Below are 22,296 nucleotides of genomic sequence, written 5' to 3'. Positions count from 1 at the left end.
TGTTTAATAAACTAATATACCGCTATAAAAATTAAGTTAAGTATTTGATGTATAAAAATCAGGGCTGAGCATTTAACAATGTTCAGTTTTTTTGATAATTATTAATAACAGTAATTTATAATAGCAATTGACACAGTTTTTTCTAGCAACCTTTCCAATCGCCGTCATGGGTAATTAATCTACAATAACAAGTTTTTTCGGCAAATAAAATTTAATGAGTAATTAAAATTTTTTGCCTTGCTACTATAACCAGACATTTTAAAGTACCCTGTTGTACCACGCCTAAAACGGTTATTTTCGAAAAATGTGTTACTCTAATTTAAGTATAAACAGACTGTTTGCTTTCATAGTCCAATCTATATTTTTAATTAAAATCGAAAACTTATAGATTAATTTTTTTTATTATTGTGACTTTATTTTTCAAGAAAAGCGCTTTTATTATTTAATAACAGTCGTTTAATAACAACTGGTTAATAACAAAAGCGCAAATTTTTAAATCTTATTAGTCGGGGCGTTTTTTGGTTTTAAGTTTTTAAAGCTTAAGGCTAACTGGTTTTGCCAGCCGATGCTCCATTGAGCAGCGGCTTAGTTCTTGGCTAGATTGTCCTTGATTAACGCCATAAATATCCCTGTGCTTTAAAACTGAACTAACCACTAAAACGTGCAAATAGCAGAAGCATCATAAATCCCATAAGATCCAGTAACCACGCCTTCGTATACAAGAAACGGATTATTTCCCATTATATCACTCGTCCAATGCTGGAATCCGAGATCAGCATCGGTATATTCAAGCAGTACGCCCCACTCGGTAAATAAACCTGCGCCTATTCGTCTCTGAGAATTATTACCTATTGATAAAGGAGCCGCGCCATTTATGTCTTCTACACATGGAAAATGATCATCTATACCACATTTCGCATTAGTTAAATCGCTTATCCGAGGCAGACGATAACCTATACTATTACACCAAGATTCTTGCTCAGAAAATGTCCCTAACTTGTTTCCTCGTGCAACAAACCACTGCTTTAACTTAAATCCATATTTCACTACCACATTACCACTACTATCTCGACCCTCTAATTTAAATACCTGTGGTAAATCTGGCACGGCAATTCGACCTGGACTATCTGATTCTTTTTGACTATCACTTGCCGCTGGCCCTGTCAACTTAACGCGCGTTACAATTTTCTCAACACCCCCATTAGTAACCGCTTCTTTCGTTACTGTCGCTGTGATTCCCCCAAGTGTAACTGGCGACCAAGTCAACTGACTTTCATCTACTCCTCCTATGAGTAAATCAAAATATAAATTATGCGCACCTGTGGTCGGGAAATTTAGGTTGTATAAATCAGGATTAGTTGATTGAACGAAAAATCCGTCCTTATAATTCCATATGTCACCTAGACCATCCAGACCACCAACGAGATTTGGCTTTACAGAACAGATTTGAGGGGGGGTATTTGGACTAATGTAATACGTTACCGAACCTCCTTCGAGTATACTATAAGATGGGTCACCATACATAGTAAATAAACCAACAAGTGGACTATCTAATTTCACTGCATAAGGTGCACCACATATCGTTAATCTACTATCATTATTACGATCAGAATTAATCCATTGACCATTTTTATCCAAGATAGACAAAGTGATACCCCCACTTGCCATTATAAGATCTCCATCATCATCTCGCAATTTACCTTGTGCTACCAACTCTTCCGCCAACTCATCCATAGTGATCATCTCTCTTGATGGCGGAACTATTATATTAATATTACCCCAAGTATACTCTACAGGTACCTTAATTGTTGCTGTCGGTGATGAGGGATTATTTTGTGGTGTAAATGTCCGACCGTCCGATAACTTAATAGCTAATAAGCTATCTATATTAGTCTCTTTAGTGACACCATCATCAAGCGTTAAATAGGGGGCTGTGCCTTGAATGGTATTTGATGTAGTGGCCGATAACGCTTGCGATTCCAATGAATACGGCAATAACAACAACAGCGCCAGTACCAATTGAATTTTTAAAAATGATTTTGTAGATAATTTCAGAGATATAAATAAGTTTTGAGCAAACACTCGCCGAATAAAATTATTCGATAAATTTAAGACATAGGCTTGCCAAGTCTTGTGACAAAAATGATATTGCATTACGATTCATCCATCAAGTACATTGTTTTATTGTTTTGTTTTATTTTATATTTATTAGCTTGTTAAATAAGCTTGTTTTCCTAAATCGATGGAAGTATAGCCGTTAAAAAAATAGTTGGCTAGTTCTTGAGCTTACTTTTTTGTAAAGAAATGTAAAGATAGAAATGATTCAGCTTTAGCAATAAGTCAATTTTTTAGCAAAATATAATGTTAAGTTTATGATAAATTAACTTTTTATTTTTAATACTTAATATCACTACTAACCGCCAAAACACAAAACCGCCAGTTTGGCGTGTTAACCTAACTTAGTGATCATGCATTTTGATGTTGTGATAAGACAAGCATATTAACCTTGATAGCGCTGTAAGTATGTCTCCCCTAAAATTTCTTAGGTAGATAATTGATTTTATTAAAGTTTTTAAATTTCGTTTTTTAATAAAATCAAGCGTTTATTCAATTTAAACAAGTCAATGCTTTAGCTTTCTATCTTCATCTTGCAAAATTCACTCATCTAGTTTACTTTACTGGCACACTGAAAATTAAATAAATGATTAGAGCGTAAACATGACGATATCATTTAAAGAGCAGCAACAGCAAATTAGCTTTGTTAAGCAATTTTTTGCTGATCAACTTGCCGAGCGTTTATCACTGATCGAAGTGCAAGCTCCGTTACTAAGTAAAGTTGGCGATGGTATTCAAGATAATCTGTCAGGTACCGAGCACGCAGTACAAGTTAAGGTAAAAGCAATACCTAATGCACAATATGAAGTGGTACATTCACTAGCTAAATGGAAACGTAAAATTTTGAGTGATCACCATTTCGAAGTTGGCGAAGGAATCTACACTAATATGAAAGCATTACGCCCAGACGAAGATCAACTTTCGCCAATTCATTCAGTTTATGTTGATCAATGGGATTGGGAAAAAGTAATTCGCCCAGAAGATCGCAATTTAACTTATTTAAAACAAACGGTCGAAAATATTTATGCAGCCATTAAAGCGACCGAAAAAATCGTTTCACAGCAGTATCATCTTTCACAATTTTTACCCGAATCTATTACCTTTATCGATAGCGAGCAGTTATTAAAACGCTATCCAAATTTATCCCCAAAAGAGCGTGAAAACGCAATAACTAAAGAACTTGGGGCTGTGTTTTTAATTGGTATTGGCGGTAAATTATCAAATAATGAAAAGCACGATGCTCGTGCACCTGATTATGATGATTGGAGCAGTGAAAACGATTTAGGATCTAATGGCTTAAATGGCGATATTTTAGTGTGGAATCCAATTTTGCATAGAGCATTGGAAATTTCATCAATGGGGATTCGCGTCAATCCTGAAACATTAAAACGTCAATTAAAACTAACAAATGACGAAGATCGTTTAGAGCTTGCTTGGCATAAAGCATTAATTAATGGTGATTTGTTGCAAACCATTGGTGGTGGAATTGGGCAATCGCGTTTGGTTATGTTACTTTTACAACAAAAACACATTGGTCAAGTACAATCAAGCGTATGGAACGAAGACGTCAAAGCAAATTACAGCCATTTGCTTTAGTCACAAACATACAAATATAGGGCATTACGCCCTATTTTTCTGCAAAATTACAAATTAATTTTTGACGGGTAATTTACCTTCGGCTGGTGTTGATTCGGTTGGGGGGGTTGTTGATGGTTTTGCTTTACTGTTCTCAGTTTCCTCTTTTGTATTAGCTGGCTGAGTTTGTGTTTGTGTTTGCGTTGCAAAACCATCCAAACGAACATAAACAATACGTTGTTGACCACGATCGCATGAACCAACAATTTTACCTTCGATTTGTTGTTCTGATTTATCAGATGGTTCAAGTTTTAACTGAAATTGTGAAGGTTCAACACCGTTATTTTTGATTTTTTCAGCAATATTAGCACTAATTTCATCACAATTTGAAGCTACTGCCAACATGGGTAAACTAAGTAAAAATACACCGATTAATTTTTTCATTTTCTTTCCCTTTTGACGGTTATTTGATTTTTGGATGCATTATAAAACTATCTATTAGTCTGTCTATCTTCTTTTAAGATGTACTTAAAAATAATCTGCTAGCTTAATTGCCAGTTTCAAAAAACTATCATTTTGTCGATAATATTAAAGTAAATCGATTAACTTGATTTATTCACTGTACAATTTGATAAGTATTTAACAAACCTGTTAATAACTCAATAACATTTTAATTATTAAACATTTTTTAGCTGACTAAATATTAATCTGTACAATTTTCGATTTAATTTGATAACAAAAAAAATCTTTTTTGCAATTCTTGTTGAAATTTACTATCAACTCCAACAACAAAAATGCTATCCCAAAAGCAATAATTTAAACGCAACTAATTACCTGTTACATAATGCTCTTAATAAATTATAGAGCAGTAAAAAAGGCAATTAACCCAAAAATTACGCCTGGTGAATTAGCAATTGCTAGTGGCCAATCTTTCTTTTCTTGTAGCAGGCCATAACAGACCCAAAGCGAGCAGTTAATGGAAGCGGCTAATGGTTGAATTGGATTTGTTTTCAATCCATGCAAATTATCGATGATTTGTGGAATATAAGAAACATACATCCCTAATGACGCCACTGTAGCGATAATACCCAAAATACGAAAAGCCTTAGATGAAAGATACAAAATAGTCTCCTAATATCGTTTATGGTTTTCACCTGATGCTTGTAATTATAACGATTCAGAATAGTGGCAGTAAACTAACATATTTGGTTCAATGGTAAAGTAAAATAAAAAAAAGGTAAGTAATTAGCCAATTTTTGATTAAGCCATAATGTTATTTATAAGTGATTTTACATTTATTCATAATGTTATAAAAATTTGTCATTTGTTAGCATTGCGTTACAAAAGCAAATAACAAGAAAAAACTAATTTCAATAATTGGTTAAAAGGTGATATTTTGCTCAATTGCCTATTGAGCTTTTTTGAGTGTGGTTTATTTACGGATAATTAAAAAAGGGGGCTTAAGATATTTATTCACTTTATGACTTAATAACTACTGAATAAACCTGTTGATAACTACGTAACAACATGATTATTAACGTATTTATTGAAAAGATTAAATATTAAACGACCATAAAATTAATTTTATTTTATCTAAAAAAGCAAGTGTTTTTATCATTTTTTTGAGATTATTTGCTGTTCAAAATGCCCATAACTTAATCTAATTGTCCCTAAGTTATCACCAAAGTCAGTCCCTTGCGATACCGTTACACCTTTTGATAACAGTTGGTTAAGTAAGGCTAATTCCTGCGCTACCGTTTTTACAGGTAAATGCGCATATAAATGAAAGCCACCTAGTGGAGGTTGATAAGTAATCTCACCACCGAAATAGCAATCCAACCAATACATTAACTGCTCTGCTCTGCTTTGTAACGTTTCCCGTAGCTGTTGTTGATGGACAGTGTGATGATGCTGTAGATATTCTTGAGCTAATAATTGCGGCAATATACTTAACCCCGAATCAATGTGTTGCCGAATATTGGACAGATTTTTGATAATATTACGCGGTGCTACCATCCACCCAATACGGATATTTCCCCCTATATATTTTGATAGCGATCCTAAATAGATAACTTGATTATGCTGATCCCATTTTTTTATGGGCAATACTGGCAAATTAGGTTTAAACGCTAAACTGCTATAGGCATCATCCTCAACAATACCAATACATTGCGAACGGCAAAATGCAAGAATTTCCTGTTTTCGTTTATTACTCATAACAAAGCCCATTGGGTTTTGAAATATAGGATTCAAAAATAACCATTTTATTTGATGTTGTTGTACGCAATTTGCTAGGCTTTCAAGAGTAATACCTTCATTATCACATTCAATACCATATAAACGTAATCCAGCAGCCTGAAACAAAGGTAAGGAGTAAAAATAGGAAGGAGATTCAATTCCAACTGTATCACCTGGCTTAAGTAAACCCTGTGTAATAAGAAATAACGACTGTTGCGTGCCCGATGTAATTAAAATTTCGTTAATATCAACTTGCATAGAAAACTGCGTTTGCATGTAAGTTGCAATTTGAGCTTTAAGCGATGGTAAACCTAATTGTAATGCATCGCTGTTTTTTTCATGCATAATCAATTCATTTAACGAGGTATTAGGTAGCTGTAGTTTGGGAATTAAATTGGTTGGCAAATCACCATTAGCCAGATCGCAAATATGCACTTGTTGCGCACGTACTTGTGCCACTTTTTGTTGATAAAATGATTTTTTATCTCGATAAAAATGGGCAGGTAAACGCCAATTGATCGATGAATAAGTTTGTACGCCCCATTTTTTATTATTGACATAAGTACCACTGCCTCGACGTCGAATTAGTATGCTTCGTTCAGTCAACAGCTCCAATGCATGTACTACAGTTGAGCGGTTAATCTGTAACATTTTAGCTAGCTCCCTTTCTGAAGGTAACTTTTCGCCAGCAATCAAAATTCCTTGCTCAATATAATGTTCAATTAAGTGAGTCAATTGTTGAAAAAGTGAGCCTTCAAATTGGGTTAGTTTTTGTTTTTGCCACATATTTTATTTTTAAATACTTGTTTTTTTTGAAAATACATTAAAAATCAAATAAAATCAATAGTCTACCTGATCGATTTTTATAGTAACACCAATAAACCTAAAATTGGATGGTTTTATTATAGTCCAATTGGCTGTTTCGTCTAACTGTTTCTTTTTGAATAATACTTTTCAAACAAGGCCAATTTTCAACTAGGAGTAAAAAATGAATCAAATTACAGGAACACAGACCGTTAAACGTGGTATGGCACAAATGCAAAAAGGTGGCGTAATCATGGATGTTGTTAATGCTGAACAAGCTAAAATTGCCGAACAAGCTGGTGCAGTTGCGGTAATGGCTTTAGAGAGAGTACCGTCAGATATTCGAGCTGCTGGTGGTGTCGCTCGAATGGCAGATCCTACTATTGTTGAACAAGTCATGAATGCAGTTAGTATACCTGTCATGGCTAAGGCACGTATTGGCCACATTGTTGAAGCACGTATTTTAGAATCAATGGGGGTTGATTATATTGACGAAAGCGAAGTACTAACCCCAGCCGATGAACAGTACCATCTTCTAAAAGATGAATTTACCGTGCCTTTTGTTTGTGGCTGTCGTGATTTAGGTGAAGCACTACGTCGAATTGGTGAAGGAGCATCAATGTTACGTACCAAAGGCGAACCAGGAACAGGGAATATTGTTGAAGCTGTTCGCCATATACGTAAAGTCAATGAGCAAATCCGTTTGGTAACAGGAAAATCAAAAGATGAGCTAATGACTTTTGCTAAAGAAATTGGCGCACCTTATGAACTTGTATTACAAGTAAAACAACTAGGTAAGTTACCAGTTGTGAATTTTGCCGCTGGTGGCGTTGCGACCCCTGCCGATGCAGCACTTATGATGCAACTAGGTGCTGATGGTGTTTTTGTTGGATCGGGCATTTTTAAATCTCAAAATCCAGAAAAATTTGCCAAAGCCATTGTGCAAGCTACTACTTATTTTGATGATTATCCACGATTAGCCGAATTATCAAAAGGATTAGGCGAAGCCATGAAAGGCATTGAAATCAGCACACTTGCTCAATCAGAAAGAATGCAAGATCGAGGTTGGTAATGGCAAAATCATCCAAACTAAGCAATGTTAAGTACATTGGTGTGCTCAACTTACAAGGAGCAGTTAGTGAGCATATTTTGATGCTAAATAGTATTGATAATGTACAAGCAACACTAGTTCAGAAACCGGAACAATTAGCTAATTTAGATGGTTTAATCATTCCCGGCGGAGAGTCGACCACAATTAGTCGATTAATTAAACAAAATGGGCTTTTAGCGCCCATTCAACAATTTGCCAAACAAGGCAAAGGAATTTTAGGTACTTGTGCTGGGCTAGTGCTTTGTGGCAAAACGACAACTCATAACGAGGTCAAATTATTAGATTTGATGGATATTTGCGTTGAACGCAATGGTTTTGGTCGACAAATTAACAGCTTTGAGACAATGTTAGAGATACCAAATATTGGTGAGCAAATTCCAGCAGTATTTATTCGTGCGCCTTATATTGCCAAAGCCGGTGAGCAAGTCAATCAGCTAGCTTTTATTGATAATCATTGTGTGATGGCACAGCAAGATAATATTTTGGTTTGCTCATTTCACCCCGAACTAACCGCCGATAATCGAATTATGCATTACTTTGTTGAAAAATGTTGTAATTAATTGATTAATATTTATTTTATGTTATTGATAATGGATTATTAATGACTAGCTTAAGTGTTCTATAAAATTTTTGAACACAGCTAATAACCATAGCCAGCCATTCTGTCAGTAGACACCTATTGCTCTCGTCTGAGGGCTTTTTTAATTTATATGGCACCTACTCAGCGGTAAGCCTAGCCAGGCGAGGGACATTCAGAAACATATTTTTCTAAACCGCCTACTCGGCGGTAAACGTTAACATAACAACAACGCAATTAAGCTCCTTTTTCTAAACCGCCTACTCGGCGGTAAACACTCGTCAGAAAGTTACGAAAAATACGAACGATTTCTAAACCACCTACTCGGCGGTAAACTTTGCTTGACTTTGATAATGTTAATTGAAAACTTTCTAAACCACCTACTCGGCGGTAAACATGGTCAATACTAGGGAAAGGACTGAGTTTTCTAAACCACCTACTCGGCGGTAAACTTAAAAGTCGGCGCAGAACGATAGTGATCGACTTTCTAAACCACCTACTCGGCGGTAAACAATACCGATTTTCAACTTGCTAATTTTAGATTTTTCTAAACCACCTACTCGGCGGTAAACGCAGTATGTAGACTATAAATCCTGATAAATAATTTCTAAACCACCTACTCGGCGGTAAACTAGAAACCGATATAATATAAACCTTGTTTCGCAAAAGACAAATAGGATTTTTGCTTTTGAAAACCCTTTTTTTTAGAGCTTTTTTAGTGTGTTGTTTTTATTTGATTTTATTTATTGTTAAAAAAAAGGGTTAGCAATAGTTTGATCTTTTTAAAATGAGTGAAATTATCTGTTCAAAAATTCATTTCTTAACTCACCATCCAAATTATTTAAAATTTTCAAACTTTCACTAATAACCATTTGGCTTTAACAACTAAGATTAAATATGAGTATTAATATGAATTAATACAAATAAATCCCTTTAGTTTGCCGCTTCAAGCCGATAACTGTTATAATCTTTGCTATTATTTTCAATGTTGGATCACCTACTATGTATATCATCTACGGTATCAAAAACTGCAACACAATGAAAAAAGCTTTTACTTGGCTTGATGATCATCATGTAAGCTATCAATTTCATAATTATAAAACCGATGGGCTTTCAGAAGAGCTATTGGATGCTTTTTTACAATTGATTGATTGGCAAAGCTTGCTCAATACACGGGGTACTACTTGGCGTAAGTTAAATGAATCTGTTCGTGCTGAGGTTAATAATACTCAAACAGCTAAAAAGATTATGTTAGCCAATCCATCTATTTTAAAACGCCCTCTGCTTATCGATGGGAAGCGTGCATTGTTGGGTTTTTCAGAGGAACTTTATTCACAATTTATTTCGCAATCTAAATAAAAATCGAGACCACTATGACTGAACCTGTTATTGCACTGACTCAAGCACTCATCGCCGAAAAATCAATCAGTCCTGACGATAAAAATTGTCAAAAAATGATTATTGAACGGCTAAAACCGCTCGGTTTTACTATTGAAGAAGTTAATATTGGAAAGACCAAAAACTTATGGGCTTATCATGGCGAAGCTAACAGCAAAACCTTAATGTTTGCAGGACATACCGATGTCGTACCTGCTGGTGATGAAAGCAAATGGCTTTATCCGCCATTTTCGCCAACCATTGATGAACAAGGCGTGCTTTATGGACGTGGTGCATCTGACATGAAAAGTGGCGTTGCTGCCATGGTTTGTGCGGCTGAAGATTTTATTAAGCAACATCCAAATCACGCTGGGCGAGTAGCTTTTTTAATTACATCAGACGAAGAGGCCGATGCAACCGATGGCACTGTTAAGGTTGTCGATTTGCTAATGAAGCGTCAAGAACGTGTTGATTATTGTATTGTGGGTGAACCGTCAAGCGATGCTGTACTTGGCGATCAAATTAAAAACGGTCGCCGTGGTTCACTAACAGCTAATTTAGTTGTGCATGGTATTCAAGGTCATGTGGCCTATCCTCAACTTGCCGATAACCCTGTCCATCGCTTTGCTCCTGCATTAAATGAACTAGTTAGCACTGTTTGGGATGAAGGCAATCAGTATTTTCCTCAAACAACTATGCAAATTGCCAATATTAATGGCGGTACAGGTGCTGAAAACGTTGTGCCAGGTGATCTAAGTGTGCAATTTAACTTTCGCTATAGTAGTGAATTAACTGATACGATAATTAAAGCGCGCGTTGAGCAGATTTTACAAAAACATAATTTGAACTATACGTTATCTTGGCGATTATCAGGACATCCTTTTTTAACACCACAAGGCGATTTAACTAACGCTGCTGCAAGTGCTATTAAGGAATTTACCAACATTGATACCAAGCTATCGACCAGCGGCGGTACTTCAGATGGACGCTTTATTGCTAAGATGGGCTGTCAAGTGATCGAACTAGGCGTATTAAATAAGACTATTCACAAAGTCAACGAAAACGCCAACTGCAAAGATATAATTACCTTAACTGCAATTTATAACCGCATATTAGAAAAATTACTGTTGGTATAATTGTGGCACAATTGTTGTTGACCTAGCAACTATAACTTGGCGATTGCGATTTTAACCTAAGAGGAAGTACGATGGAGTGGCTTAAAGATTACTGGTGGATAATTGTGGTTATTTTAATTGGGATTTTTATTAATACCATTAAGGCGCTGAATCGACTAAGTTATAAAGCGTATCTTGAAAAAAAGAAAGGGATAAAACCTATCCCTTATCAAGATGATGACGACGATTGGCCATCAACAAATTCGACGAAGAAAAAATAACCCTCTGCTTAACGAAAGTCTTGGCTACTACTGTCACATAAGGCTTGATGACGGTAGCGATCAACCCACATTGCCGTTGCGCCACATACCGCAATAGGCATAACAATTAAATTAAGCAATGGTACCATGGTAAAAAAGCTGACTATCATACCAAAAGTTAAATTATCTACCCGATCTTGCTTGAGTAATTCACGCATACGGTGAAAAGTAATTTTGTGGTTATCAAAGGCATAATCAGCATATTGGATATTAATTTGCCAAGCGGTAAATAAAAACCAAACCACTGGCGTTACTGATTGCCCAATAACAGGAATAAAATAAGTTAGCAGTATCGGAATTGCCCATAATAAATAGTTAAGTAGTTTTTGTAGTTCACGTTTAAAAATACGAGGAAGATCCTTAATAAGACTTATCCACGACATATCTGCTGCGGGGATCCCCGTTAACTGTGCTTCAACCTGTTCAGCTAACAAGCCATTAAACGGAGCTGCTATGATATTGGTTACCGTACTAAAGAAATAACAAAACAAAATAACCAACGCTAAAATAACAATAAAAACAATAATATATCCAAGCCAATGTAACCAACTTGGCATATACGACACTCCCCAATCAACCATGCCCGAGATAGCCGTAAAGAACCAATAAAATAATGCTGACATAATCACAACATTGGCAATTAATGGTAAAAAAACAAATCGCTTAATACCTGGACTAAATGCCAATGACCAACCTTTAAAAAAATACTCAATACCTGTCGTGGGTTGATTTTTTGGATTTTGAGTTTGTTTTTTTGAATGGCGATGTTGTGCTTGGTTTTCTAATTTATTTTGCGTCACATTCGATTCCTTTTTAATTAAAACGAATTATGTTAAAACTAGTTCAGTTAAAACTAGTTAGGTAAAAATTAAGTTGAACTTAAACATGATAACTATTGTAAACATAGCCCTTGGTAACCTGCAATGATAATCAGCTATCTTTATTATTGGTTTTTTCGTCAAAAAGCATATTATTGCCATTATTTACTAACTATGAATCGCTAACTATGAATTACTAACTTGAATTGCTAACCATGTTTTGATCTCTTGCTTGATGGTTTGCATTAATGCATTTTTTCCTGCAAGTTGATATGAACTAATGAGCAAAGATTGGTTGTTTTTGCTTTTTATTAGTGCTGATAACACAGGCAATGTTAGTTGTTGCTGTGGTTGCGATTGTTGATGCGTTTGATTATAGCGAACTAATCGACACAGTGTGGCATAAGTGGCTTCAAACGGTCGATGATAGTAAGCAAACCCATTTAGTTCATCAAAATCGTAGGCGTCTAAATCTTGAGTTAATTGTGACTTATCTTTACTTTCAATCATCTCAGTAAATGGTAAATCAATAATATCTTTGAGCCAATAAACATTACGCTGTAATTTTTGTTTTAATTTAATGATTAGATTTCGTCCCGAATCGGTTAATGGCTTTAGCGCCATAACTGAATAACTACCACTATTTGCCTGTTTATGACTACTGACATGCACCAAAACAAATCCACAAGCAATCCAAAATTGGTAATTAGACGGGGTATAAGCAAAACTAACCGATAAAAAGTCGATATTCTGTGCTTTAGCATCTTCAAAGATAGTTTGCACAAGTTGCCTTGCTATATTTTGTCGCTGATAGGCACTAATAACCGCTATACGATTAATCCGAATTGAGCGCAATTTAGCCGCCTGCTGCTCACCTGCATGGGCGACTAACGACTGTGCGACCAAATTACCTTTTGGTCGACGTGTACCTTGCCACACTTCGGTTATTAAACTATCTGGCAAGTTACCTTCAACAACAGTGAGTGCGGCAGCTATTTGATTATGGTTAGCTGTTGCTTGCCAAATTGTCAAATTTTGCGCATCAAACAAGCGTCTTAAATCAACTAACGTAGTTTGGTAATGTGCTATTTTCAATAAATAAAATATCGATCTTAATATATCAACATTATTACGTTCAACTTTTGAATTTTGGATTGATGATGAGCTTACATCAAAATAATCGCCCTTTGTTAATAAACCATTAAGTAACAATCGATCGCTAAATTGCTCTAGCATATCGCCTGCCTGCCAGCGGATGGGGCTAAATAGCTCAAAATATTGATATGCTTTATTTGATAACAATTTCAACAAAAAGCCCTGTCCTGTACCCTCATACCCATCAGCAGTCGTTGTTAATAATACTCGAGTGTTATTTGCTTTAGCTAGTTTTAACAATTTTTCCAGCATGGGAAGTGGGATCATGGCAGCTTCATCAATAATTAAATAATCGGCAACAGTAATACATGATTGAGCAATTAATTCATCTGGGGCAAAAAATGGGGTATCGGGCTTAGCAAAAGCAAAAAAGGTGGTCAGTGCTGATTTATTTGGTGCTGTCACAATACAACGTTGGTAATGGCTAAATAACCCAGCTAGTGCCGATTTACCGCGTCCACGTTTAGCGACTAATACGTTAATAGGCTTAGTGCTATTTAATAATTGTTTTAAAGTTGCTTGTTGCTCGGCTAAATCACAAACGTTATCAATAATAACTTCAGGCAGGGATATCTTGGAGGATATAACCTGTTTTGATGAAATTTTAGGATAAATTGATAAACCAAATTCAGTTAAAGTCTGTATTAAATGTGCAACGAAATTAGGCACATTAATGGACATTTGGCTTTCGTTCCAGCGTAAGCTATCTTGATCATGCCAAGTAGACAGATTTTTAGGCAATAATAAAACCAATATACTACCTTTAACTAACGTGCCAACAAGCATAGCAAAGGCATCAAGATTAAATCCTACCGTTGCATCAAAAATAGCATGTCGATACTGCTGCCCCAACAACTGTTTAGTTTGATTGGGCGGTATTACATCAGAAATTAATGTATTGGGTAAATAACTAGAAAGTTCAAAGTGAGATGTAACCGTTAACCAATCACCTGAGTAATGACAAATAGTCTGGCTAAGTTGCTCGAATAACTGTGTGGCTTCACCCTGTAACACCCATAGCGTTCTTGTGCTGTTGGGATACTTGTGCATAGGTTAACTTTTTCCAATTAACAACGACAAAATACCTGCAGCAATCAGAGGACCAACAGGAATACCTTTGAAAAAAGCCACTCCAATTAGCGTACCAATAATTAAGCCATTAATAATCGTGGGGTGCGCACCAATGAGAGATATACCTCGGGTACCAAGCCACGATACTAAAATTCCAACAAAAATAGCTAATATAGATTGCCAAGTGGTAAATGATTTAGCAATATCGCCTATTTTTAACGAGCCATCAGCTAAAGGCACCATCATTGCGGCAGTTAAAATAACAATACCAATTGTTAAGCCATATTGATTTAAAAACGGAAAATAAGTGGCAAGCGGAGTTAATTTAAACAGTAACAATAACAGCACTGCAAATGTCACGGTGTTATTATGTGTTAAATAACACAGCGCCGCTAACCCCAAAAGTAGAAAAAAAGAGATATCAAACTGTGCAAACATTACAAAGGAACACCAATTCGTTTTGCCACTTCTTCATAGGCTTCAATCACACCACCCAAACCTTGGCGAAAGCGATCTTTGTCCATTTTTTTCATTGTCTCTTTTTCCCACAAACGACAACCATCAGGAGAAAACTCATCACCCAAAGTGATTTCGCCTTTAAATAATCCAAATTCGAGTTTGTAATCAACCAATATTAGTCCTGCTTTATCAAACAAATCAGTCAAAATGGTGTTAATTTTAAAGCTAAGTTCTTTCATTCTAGCAAGTTGATCATCGCTAGCCCAACCGAAAGCCTTGCAGTGTGATTCATTAACCATTGGATCATGCAATGCATCGTTTTTTAGAAATAATTCAAACGTAGGAGGATTTAAAACTTTACCTTCTTCAACCCCTAAACGTTTAACTAAAGAACCCGCGGCTCGATTACGTACCACACACTCAACAGGTACCATTTGCAACTTTTTAACTAGCACTTCATTGTCAGATAATAAGGCTTCAACTTGAGTTGGAATGCCAGCTTCGCGCAATTTGCTCATAATAAAATAGTTAAATTTATTATTAACCATGCCTTTACGATCTAACTGTTCAATACGCAAGCCATCAAATGCCGATGTATCATTACGAAACTCAAGAATTAATAAATCAGAGTTTTCGGTGGTATATACTGTTTTAGCTTTACCACGATAAAGCTCAGCCAACTTTTTCATGTTTATAACCTTATATCAATTGCCAATAAATAATTAAGGAGCTATTCGCTCCTTAAATTCCAAACTTACTCTTGATTTGCACCGCTTACGGCTGTTGCTGGTTTTTTGCCTTCGGTATTTTCTTTTTCAGCCTCTTTATCTTGTGCTTTTCGTGGTACAGCCCGAACTGAATCAGGTGCAACATCATCCATTATGTCATTGAATAAACTTACAACATAGCGTTGCACTTCAATTGGTTGCGAAATTAAATCTTCAGTACCACGGGTTAATGAGGTGATTGAAATGGTGATTGTTTCAGTATCGCCAACCAAGTTTCGTGTCATTGAATAAGTGGCTTCAACGGCTCGATTTTCGTCTGCACGCACCATAAAGGCTTTATTGGTTTTAATGCTGTTATTATCACGGCTAGCGATAAAGATATTTTTTTTATTTAGGCTATTAGGAATACGATCCCAGACATTATTGCTTAATGGCACATTAAAAGTGACCGAACCGTTATTATAAATCGCAAATGCATCTTGAATAGTTGGGATCGGTAAAATAGGCGGTCTTATATCAAGTTTTTTACCTAATTCGCCTTTAACCTCAGTTTTAACAACATAAAAATCGCCACTTTCCGCAGGCACCGAAACACCTTCAGGAATAATTAACGGTTTTAACGTAGGTGATTTAAGGTAATCTTCATTACCTTCAACTTCACGCTTATAATTTTGATCACTACCACAGCCAACAATAAATAAAGAAGTCACAACGGTTAAAACAGCTGTTTTTTTAATGACGTTACCTTTAAATAAGGTTAAGTTTAATGTTCTGTTTAATGTGCTATTTAACATAAATATCTGCTTTTAAAATTAAAGGTTATATTACAATAAATTTGCGTCTTTTAACGCTTGTTCAACCGCAGGAATTGACGATGTGCTCAATGAGACCATTGGTAATCTAATTGTTGCATTTTGCATTAAACCTAATCTTGCACAAGCCCACTTAGCTGGTGTTGGGTTGGGTTCAATGAACAAATTGTGATGTAAAGCCATTAAAGTATCGTTTAAATTGCGGGCTTCTTGAATTTGATTATTAGTCGCAAGCTGACAAACTGTAGCAACCGCCTTAGCTGCAACATTAGCTGTAACAGAAATAACGCCATCGCCACCTAAAATCATAAAATCTAAAAAGGTTGAATCATCGCCACTCAATAATTTAAAATCAGCTCCAACCAATTTGCGAGTAGGATAAACTCTTGATAAATCGCCTGTTGCATCTTTTAATGCAACAATATTTTTAATTTTAGCTAAACGCCCAACAGTTTCAGGCTTGATATCACTACTCGTACGGCCTGGTACATTATATAAAATCTGTGGCAACTCCGTACTTTCGGCAATAGCTTTAAAGTGCTGATACATACCTTCTTGTGTCGGTTTATTATAATAAGGTGCAACCGTTAAACAGCCTACGACGCCAATATTTTCGACCTTACTGGTTAATTCTATAGCCTCCTTCGTTGCGTTTGCGCCTGTGCCAGCAATAATGGCAATGCGCCCATCAGCATAGTCAATTGTTCTTTTAATTACATCAATATGCTCGTGGTGATCAAGTGTTGCTGATTCGCCTGTTGTACCAACCGAAACAATACCCGATGTTCCATTTGCAATATGATATTCGACCAATTTTTTTAAGCTTACGTGGTCAACGTTTCCTTTTGTATCCATGGGAGTAACAAGTGCGACCAGACTTCCTGTAAACATAAAATGACCTCTCATATAATTGGTTTATAACACAACGTAAAGAATAAAAATCTGCGGATAAGTATGCGATATTTCTAGACTAAATTCAACTTTTGTTATACAGGATTATCAATATCGACAAAAATAACCTCAACACCGTAACAGCTCGCTAACCATTCACCCAATTTTTTAATACCGTAACGTTCGGTAGCATGGTGTCCAGCAGCATAAAAATTAATACCATATTCGCGTGCAATATGGATAGTGCGTTCAGACACTTCGCCAGTAAAAAAAGCATCCACTCCCATTAATGCTGCTTGTTCAATATAATCTTGCCCTCCACCACTACACCATGCAATACGATTAATAACTTGTGGAGCATTATCTCCACAAAATAGTACGCATTGTTGGTTATTGTGTAATACTTGCTCAAGTTGGTGTTTAAATTGTAAAGCAGTAAGTGGCTTGTTTAATGTACCAGTAAAAAGCAGATCGGTAATGTCATTGCGTTTATCGACTGAAATACCCAATAAATTAGCCAGTTCAATATTGTTGCCCAAAACAGCATGACCATCTAATGGCAAGTGATAACCATATAAATTAATATCGTTAGTTAACAGTGTTTTAATCCTTTGATATTTAATACCTGTAATGGTTTGTGGTTCACTCTTCCAAAAATAACCATGATGAACCAGAACTGCGTCAGCTTTTAATTCAACCGCCTTATCTAACAATAACTGGCAAGCGGTCACGCCTGTGACAATTTTATTCACTTGCTTGCGCCCCTGCACTTGCAATCCATTTGGCGCATAGTCACGATAACGACTAATTTGTAGTTCGTTATTAATAATCTGTTCTAATTCAAAGTTGTGCATTATTCGCTCAATTTTAATATTATTTAATGATAATTGATGATTATAATCACTTTAACCAATAATCGCACCTACTCATTGGTTTAATGTAATTTGAATAAAACTACTGTATTGGCTTTTTACAAAGATTAACAAATTGAATACAAACTCTTGTAGCCAATGCTAGGCGAACTGGTTAAAAGATGGCATAATAACACCTTTTTTGATAGATAAGAAAAATTAACGTGCCAAACGCCAAATTATGTGAACGCTTTCGTGGGTTTTATCCTGTTGTAATTGATATTGAAACGTCTGGATTCGATCCAAAACTCAACGCTATTTTAGAAATCGCCGCTATCACCTTAAAGATGACCCCAGATGGTTGGCTAGAGCCAGAACAATCCTTACAATTTAATGTCAATCCATTTAGTGGTGCAATTTTAGAACCAGCAGCCCTTGCTTTTAATGGCATCGATCCTGATAATCCACTTCGTGGTTCTGTTAACGAAAAGCATGCCTTAGAGGAAATTTTTAAAATGGTTAGATCAGGCATAAAAGCCAGTGAATGTACTCGGGCGGTGATTGTTGCGCATAACGCACACTTTGATCATAGTTTTTTAATGGCGGCTGCTGAACGCACAGGGATGAAACGCAATCCATTTCACCCATTTGCTACTTTTGACACAGCGTCACTCAGTGGTTTGGTTTTTGGTCAAACAGTACTAGCCAAAGCCTGCCAAGTAGCACAAATCACATTCGATCATAAACAAGCTCACAGTGCGCTATACGATACACAAAAAACGGCAATGCTTTTTTGTAAAATCGTTAACCAATTTAAAGCATTAGGTGGATGGCCTTTGGCAGTTACAGATTCGGGTGTAGATGCAAAAATCGAAAATGATTTAGATAATAGACAACAAAAACAAGAGTAAACAGTATTAATTCACTAATTGATAAAAATAAAAAAGCGCGCCTATTTTGCGCGCTTAATTTACCATACTGCATTAAATTAGGATTTATACTTTTCCGCAGTTTGCTTAATAAGCGTTTGCAGTTCGCCTGTTTGAAACATCTCTAACATAATATCACAGCCACCTACTAATTCGCCTTCAACCCATAATTGTGGAAACGTTGGCCAATTAGCGAATTTAGGTAATTCGGCACGAATATCAGGGTTTTGTAAAATATCAACGTAAGCAAACGCTTCACCACATTGCGACAAAACCTGCACCGCCTGAGCCGAAAAGCCACAGCTTGGCAATTTTGGCGAACCTTTCATATATAAAATAATCGGGTTATCGGCAATTTGTTTTTTGATTTTGTCGAGTGTTGTCATTTCAGTCGTCATGCATTTTCCTTGGAAATTTATTGTAATAATGCGAGCTATTTTACCGTACAATTTTGCTTGTTCCTACTGGTATCTTATAACCAAGCTACTTAATGGGGATTTTTAGAGCAAATTATGGAGGCGTTATTTTTTTAAACAATTAAAATAAAAATAATAAAACCAACCTAATCCCTGACGTTTTTTTGCTGGAAAAAGTGGGTTTTACTGGATTTACCTTTGTAAGACTCCTCTTTGTCGGTTCGTGCGCCACCTGCTTACACAGAAAGCGCTTACTTTAATTCGTTATCTTTAATTAACCTATCACTCTAGGATTAAGAACTAAGTGCTAAGGAGTTGTACAAATTCCATACGAGGAGAAACTTGGAAAAAGACCCATCACGCTACCATTTCCATTTACAACGAATGAATCATCACCTGTCCAGTACTCTCCGAAGCGGTTGAAGTTTGTATCACGGTAACCGGCCAACAGCCCCCATTCCGCAAAAAATCCTGCCCCTATTCGGCGCTGATAATGATTACCTGTTGATGATGGCGTAGCACCGACAGCTCCATTACATCGCCTATCTGAATTCAAACCAAAACACACAGCATTAGTCAGATCCTTTACCTGTGGTATACGATATCCTAACCCCCTACACCAATCGTCTTGCTCAAAAGAATACGCTCCTTGATCTCCTCTGTGAACAAACCACTTTTGTAATACAAATGCATATCTTACTATCTCATTACCGCTTCTATCTCTCCCCACTAATACGAATTCCCAAGGTAACCTTGGTACAGTAATTCGACGCGGATAAGGATTATACCATTGAAATCTAGCCTCTGGCCCCTTTAGAGTAACACGTGTTACCATTTCTTTAGTCCATCTATCGTTTGTCATTGTCCTTTTTACGGTGACGGTTATTCCATCATGCGTGACTGGTGTCCATGTCAATTGATCTGGATCAACTCCCTTTATCGCTAAATCAAAAAATAATCCATCAGCCCCTGTGGTTGGAAAATTAGATTTTGGATCTGATTGAATGGGAAATCCCTCTTTTACATTCCATGCGTCAATAGGGCCTGCATATTGATCTGTACCCCAATCCTTATTTGGCCTTACATAACTAATAGCTGGTATAAAAGGTTCATCTGGTAATGGTTCTGATGGTAATATTATGGCATCACTACGATAATTATTCGCTCGACCACTTGTGCTAGCCAATGCCTCTAAACTCCATAAATAGGGCAATAATAACAGCCCCAACACCAACAAAATTTTTCGGAACAATTTCGATGATGAGTTGAGAGATAATTTGGAAAATATAAATGAGTTTCGTGCAAAAACTCGTCGGATAAAATTATTTGATAAATTTAAGGCATAGGTTTGCCAGTGCTTGTGCCTTGTGCCTTGTGCCTTGTGCCTAAAATAATAATGCATTTTATTTCGCCTGTCAAGTAATTATTTGTTTTATTTAGATTTTTATAATTATTCGCTTATTTAATAAGCATGCTTTCCTATAACGATAGAAGTATAACCATTTAAAAAATAGTTGGCTAGTTTTTTAGCGAATTTTTTGTAAAGAAATGTAAAGATGAAAACAATTCAGCCTTAGATAGGAATAAATTTTCAATAAAAATATAAAGTTATATTTATGGCCATTTAGTTTTTTGTGGAATTATTAATATTGGTGATAACGTTTGAGTTAGTAAATTTTTATGCTTTCTTCCACTTTAATCATTTATCCATAATATTCTCCTCGTCCCAAATTGGACAGAAGTTGCCTCCAAAATATAAATAAAAATCATAAGAGAAAATACTAAAGTCAGAAATTTGAGTGTCAAATTCAAACAACAAACAGCAAATTATTCGTTATCTGATGCTCATCTTTCTATCAGCAAACTTACTAACACCTAGGCAGGATAAATTAACAAAAAACTTAAAGACATTGAGTCTGCATCATAATGCAAAGGACATAAAATACTCAATAGTACATGGGTAACTGATACAACTTATATTAAAACAGATAAAGATGGTTATATTTGCCCATAATTATCGATTTATATAGACAAACAGTAATGACTAGTCAAACTAGTTATCACATATGTTATGTTTTTAGCAAAATTATATTATACAAAATTTTATGCCTTTCAATTGAAAGAAGCACCTACTTTATTTTCTTTAACTTAATGTAATAATACGATTATTCCTACAATTAGCTAAATAAAGTGAATAATCGCAACCAATTACCACTAGTGATTTATGGACTTATTATTAATTTTTTGTGTTATGAATATAGTAAAAAATTTCATCACTTTTAAAATAAGAAGAATAAAAAAATAAATGACGAAAGGGAATACAAATATATAACTCCACAGAATAACAAAAACAAAGAAATCAGTTAGAAAATAATCTGTATCAATAAATAAATAGGCAGCATTATCAAAATCTTCCATAGTTAAATAATTGATACGGAATAAAAATGTACCCAGTCCTAGAATCGATATAATGGCAAATACAAATAATAAAAATTTAATAATTAACGATTTAAATGAAGTTGATTTATTATCTTTAGGACCAAATAGGATCATTTTCGCTGATTTAATAAACATGGTAATAAAAAAAAATAAATAGCAAATTGATGCCAATATCATCACCATACCAGCACTACCAGCTTGTTCACAATTATCAGCTCGCATACAAAATATGTAAAATAACAAAAATACCCCATAACTAATTAATAACTCTTTAATCAATTTCCTATCTTTTACATAATCTTTAATTGTTTCAATCATTCTCTACACCATCTTCTAATTAAATAAACCTATATCAACCTAAGCAGAACTAATGCTAATAATAATTTTATCTTAAATTTAATAAGCTGAAGAATAATGCATTATGATCTGTTTAATTTCAATTATTATTTAATATAAATTTTTTATTGTTATTTTGACAAATTTACTAATTTGGAA

Annotated in this window: 21 protein-coding genes and 1 CRISPR repeat array; of the genes, 7 read left to right on the top strand and 14 right to left on the bottom strand. The window is 35.4% G+C overall.

The annotated features are described in order from the left end of the window. Window positions 1-654: 654 nt before the first annotated feature. Complete coding sequence (locus A9G44_RS09685) at window positions 655-2,154, bottom strand: hypothetical protein (protein WP_065610713.1); 1,500 nt, start codon at window positions 2,152-2,154, stop codon at window positions 655-657. Window positions 2,155-2,718: 564 nt separating this feature from the next. On the opposite strand from A9G44_RS09685, the gene asnA reads away from it, so the two are divergent. Further along, entirely contained in the window at window positions 2,719-3,711 is a 993-nt protein-coding gene (asnA, locus tag A9G44_RS09680) for an aspartate--ammonia ligase (protein ID WP_034914238.1), read from the top strand. Between the two features lie 54 nt (window positions 3,712-3,765). Here the strand turns inward: asnA and A9G44_RS09675 are convergent, their stop codons facing one another. From A9G44_RS09675 to A9G44_RS09665, 3 genes are all read right to left on the bottom strand, one after another. Next, window positions 3,766-4,134 carry a DUF1161 domain-containing protein gene (locus A9G44_RS09675; protein WP_065610712.1) on the bottom strand — a complete coding sequence of 123 codons (369 nt, stop codon included), beginning with the start codon at window positions 4,132-4,134 and terminating at the stop codon, window positions 3,766-3,768. Between the two features lie 414 nt (window positions 4,135-4,548). Beyond that, window positions 4,549-4,812 (bottom strand): SemiSWEET family transporter, encoded by a 264-nt coding sequence (locus A9G44_RS09670; protein ID WP_081298316.1) that lies wholly within the window; start codon window positions 4,810-4,812, stop codon window positions 4,549-4,551. A gap of 492 nt (window positions 4,813-5,304) precedes the next feature. After that, window positions 5,305-6,714, bottom strand: a complete 1,410-nt coding sequence (locus tag A9G44_RS09665; RefSeq protein ID WP_065610710.1) for an aminotransferase-like domain-containing protein — start codon at window positions 6,712-6,714, stop codon at window positions 5,305-5,307. A gap of 202 nt (window positions 6,715-6,916) precedes the next feature. On the opposite strand from A9G44_RS09665, the gene pdxS reads away from it, so the two are divergent. The 5 genes from pdxS (at window position 6,917) to A9G44_RS09640 (ending at window position 11,193) form a co-directional block, all read left to right on the top strand. Further along, on the top strand, window positions 6,917-7,804 hold the full coding sequence (gene pdxS, locus A9G44_RS09660; protein WP_065589983.1) for a pyridoxal 5'-phosphate synthase lyase subunit PdxS: 888 nt from the start codon (window positions 6,917-6,919) through the stop codon (window positions 7,802-7,804). Beyond that, a complete protein-coding gene (gene pdxT / locus A9G44_RS09655) occupies window positions 7,804-8,403 on the top strand; it encodes a pyridoxal 5'-phosphate synthase glutaminase subunit PdxT (RefSeq protein WP_065610708.1) in 600 nt (199 codons plus the stop codon). Before pdxS ends, pdxT begins: the two co-directional genes overlap by 1 nt. Before the next feature lie 205 nt (window positions 8,404-8,608). Beyond that, a CRISPR array of direct repeats spans window positions 8,609-9,052; the repeat unit is 28 nt; unit sequence TTTCTAAACCACCTACTCGGCGGTAAAC. A 370-nt stretch (window positions 9,053-9,422) separates the two neighbouring features. Then, window positions 9,423-9,779: an ArsC family reductase gene (locus A9G44_RS09650; RefSeq protein ID WP_065610706.1), complete on the top strand. Its 357-nt coding sequence runs from the start codon at window positions 9,423-9,425 to the stop codon at window positions 9,777-9,779. Between the two features lie 14 nt (window positions 9,780-9,793). Next, window positions 9,794-10,933 (top strand): succinyl-diaminopimelate desuccinylase, encoded by a 1,140-nt coding sequence (gene dapE, locus A9G44_RS09645; RefSeq protein WP_065610696.1) that lies wholly within the window; start codon window positions 9,794-9,796, stop codon window positions 10,931-10,933. Window positions 10,934-11,004: 71 nt separating this feature from the next. Next, a complete protein-coding gene (locus A9G44_RS09640) occupies window positions 11,005-11,193 on the top strand; it encodes a YpfN family protein (protein ID WP_065589987.1) in 189 nt (62 codons plus the stop codon). A gap of 8 nt (window positions 11,194-11,201) precedes the next feature. On the opposite strand, the gene cysZ is transcribed toward A9G44_RS09640, so the two are convergent. The 7 genes from cysZ to A9G44_RS09605 all read right to left on the bottom strand — a co-directional run bounded on the left by cysZ (window position 11,202) and on the right by A9G44_RS09605 (window position 18,020). After that, window positions 11,202-12,032: a sulfate transporter CysZ gene (gene cysZ, locus A9G44_RS09635; protein WP_081298315.1), complete on the bottom strand. Its 831-nt coding sequence runs from the start codon at window positions 12,030-12,032 to the stop codon at window positions 11,202-11,204. 204 nt (window positions 12,033-12,236) lie between these two features. Next, window positions 12,237-14,255: a tRNA(Met) cytidine acetyltransferase TmcA gene (locus A9G44_RS09630; protein WP_081298314.1), complete on the bottom strand. Its 2,019-nt coding sequence runs from the start codon at window positions 14,253-14,255 to the stop codon at window positions 12,237-12,239. Between the two features lie 3 nt (window positions 14,256-14,258). Next, entirely contained in the window at window positions 14,259-14,714 is a 456-nt protein-coding gene (locus A9G44_RS09625) for a DUF441 domain-containing protein (RefSeq protein WP_065560553.1), read from the bottom strand. Next, on the bottom strand, window positions 14,714-15,424 hold the full coding sequence (purC, locus tag A9G44_RS09620; RefSeq protein ID WP_034914211.1) for a phosphoribosylaminoimidazolesuccinocarboxamide synthase: 711 nt from the start codon (window positions 15,422-15,424) through the stop codon (window positions 14,714-14,716). Before purC ends, A9G44_RS09625 begins: the two co-directional genes overlap by 1 nt. 65 nt (window positions 15,425-15,489) lie before the next feature. Further along, entirely contained in the window at window positions 15,490-16,257 is a 768-nt protein-coding gene (bamC, locus tag A9G44_RS09615) for an outer membrane protein assembly factor BamC (RefSeq protein WP_065610692.1), read from the bottom strand. Between the two features lie 30 nt (window positions 16,258-16,287). Beyond that, entirely contained in the window at window positions 16,288-17,166 is an 879-nt protein-coding gene (dapA, locus tag A9G44_RS09610) for a 4-hydroxy-tetrahydrodipicolinate synthase (protein ID WP_065610690.1), read from the bottom strand. A gap of 95 nt (window positions 17,167-17,261) precedes the next feature. After that, window positions 17,262-18,020 carry a Nif3-like dinuclear metal center hexameric protein gene (locus A9G44_RS09605; RefSeq protein WP_065610688.1) on the bottom strand — a complete coding sequence of 253 codons (759 nt, stop codon included), beginning with the start codon at window positions 18,018-18,020 and terminating at the stop codon, window positions 17,262-17,264. Window positions 18,021-18,241: 221 nt separating this feature from the next. On the opposite strand from A9G44_RS09605, the gene rnt reads away from it, so the two are divergent. After that, window positions 18,242-18,928, top strand: a complete 687-nt coding sequence (gene rnt / locus A9G44_RS09600; protein WP_218837582.1) for a ribonuclease T — start codon at window positions 18,242-18,244, stop codon at window positions 18,926-18,928. A gap of 77 nt (window positions 18,929-19,005) precedes the next feature. Here rnt and A9G44_RS09595 read toward each other — a convergent pair whose 3' ends face one another. The 3 genes from A9G44_RS09595 to A9G44_RS09585 all read right to left on the bottom strand — a co-directional run bounded on the left by A9G44_RS09595 (window position 19,006) and on the right by A9G44_RS09585 (window position 22,119). Further along, complete coding sequence (locus tag A9G44_RS09595; protein ID WP_034914241.1) at window positions 19,006-19,332, bottom strand: Grx4 family monothiol glutaredoxin; 327 nt, start codon at window positions 19,330-19,332, stop codon at window positions 19,006-19,008. 337 nt (window positions 19,333-19,669) lie between these two features. Next, the gene (locus A9G44_RS09590; RefSeq protein ID WP_143426371.1) at window positions 19,670-20,764 is read right to left on the bottom strand and encodes a hypothetical protein; all 1,095 of its coding nucleotides are present in this window, start codon (window positions 20,762-20,764) and stop codon (window positions 19,670-19,672) included. 812 nt (window positions 20,765-21,576) lie between these two features. After that, complete coding sequence (locus tag A9G44_RS09585) at window positions 21,577-22,119, bottom strand: hypothetical protein (RefSeq protein ID WP_065610682.1); 543 nt, start codon at window positions 22,117-22,119, stop codon at window positions 21,577-21,579. Between the last annotated feature and the right edge of the window lie 177 nt (window positions 22,120-22,296).

Source organism: Gilliamella sp. Occ4-3 (genome assembly GCF_001690675.1).
GTDB lineage: Bacteria > Pseudomonadota > Gammaproteobacteria > Enterobacterales > Orbaceae > Gilliamella > Gilliamella bombi.
The sequence above is the reverse complement of the archived record's forward strand: the minus strand, read 5'-3'. Positions and strand labels throughout refer to the sequence as shown.

Coding starts and splice junctions, on each gene's coding strand:
- dapA (WP_065610690.1), bottom strand. CDS start 17,166: ATGTTTACAGGAAGTCTGGTCGCACTTGTTACTCCCATGGATACAAAA.
- pdxT (WP_065610708.1), top strand. CDS start 7,804: ATGGCAAAATCATCCAAACTAAGCAATGTTAAGTACATTGGTGTGCTC.
- A9G44_RS09640 (WP_065589987.1), top strand. CDS start 11,005: ATGGAGTGGCTTAAAGATTACTGGTGGATAATTGTGGTTATTTTAATT.
- asnA (WP_034914238.1), top strand. CDS start 2,719: ATGACGATATCATTTAAAGAGCAGCAACAGCAAATTAGCTTTGTTAAG.
- A9G44_RS09595 (WP_034914241.1), bottom strand. CDS start 19,332: ATGACAACACTCGACAAAATCAAAAAACAAATTGCCGATAACCCGATT.
- A9G44_RS09685 (WP_065610713.1), bottom strand. CDS start 2,154: ATGCAATATCATTTTTGTCACAAGACTTGGCAAGCCTATGTCTTAAAT.
- A9G44_RS09625 (WP_065560553.1), bottom strand. CDS start 14,714: ATGTTTGCACAGTTTGATATCTCTTTTTTTCTACTTTTGGGGTTAGCG.
- pdxS (WP_065589983.1), top strand. CDS start 6,917: ATGAATCAAATTACAGGAACACAGACCGTTAAACGTGGTATGGCACAA.
- purC (WP_034914211.1), bottom strand. CDS start 15,424: ATGAAAAAGTTGGCTGAGCTTTATCGTGGTAAAGCTAAAACAGTATAT.
- A9G44_RS09665 (WP_065610710.1), bottom strand. CDS start 6,714: ATGTGGCAAAAACAAAAACTAACCCAATTTGAAGGCTCACTTTTTCAA.
- dapE (WP_065610696.1), top strand. CDS start 9,794: ATGACTGAACCTGTTATTGCACTGACTCAAGCACTCATCGCCGAAAAA.
- A9G44_RS09585 (WP_065610682.1), bottom strand. CDS start 22,119: ATGATTGAAACAATTAAAGATTATGTAAAAGATAGGAAATTGATTAAA.
- A9G44_RS09675 (WP_065610712.1), bottom strand. CDS start 4,134: ATGAAAAAATTAATCGGTGTATTTTTACTTAGTTTACCCATGTTGGCA.
- A9G44_RS09630 (WP_081298314.1), bottom strand. CDS start 14,255: ATGCACAAGTATCCCAACAGCACAAGAACGCTATGGGTGTTACAGGGT.
- A9G44_RS09650 (WP_065610706.1), top strand. CDS start 9,423: ATGTATATCATCTACGGTATCAAAAACTGCAACACAATGAAAAAAGCT.
- A9G44_RS09590 (WP_143426371.1), bottom strand. CDS start 20,764: ATGCATTATTATTTTAGGCACAAGGCACAAGGCACAAGGCACAAGCAC.
- A9G44_RS09605 (WP_065610688.1), bottom strand. CDS start 18,020: ATGCACAACTTTGAATTAGAACAGATTATTAATAACGAACTACAAATT.
- bamC (WP_065610692.1), bottom strand. CDS start 16,257: ATGTTAAATAGCACATTAAACAGAACATTAAACTTAACCTTATTTAAA.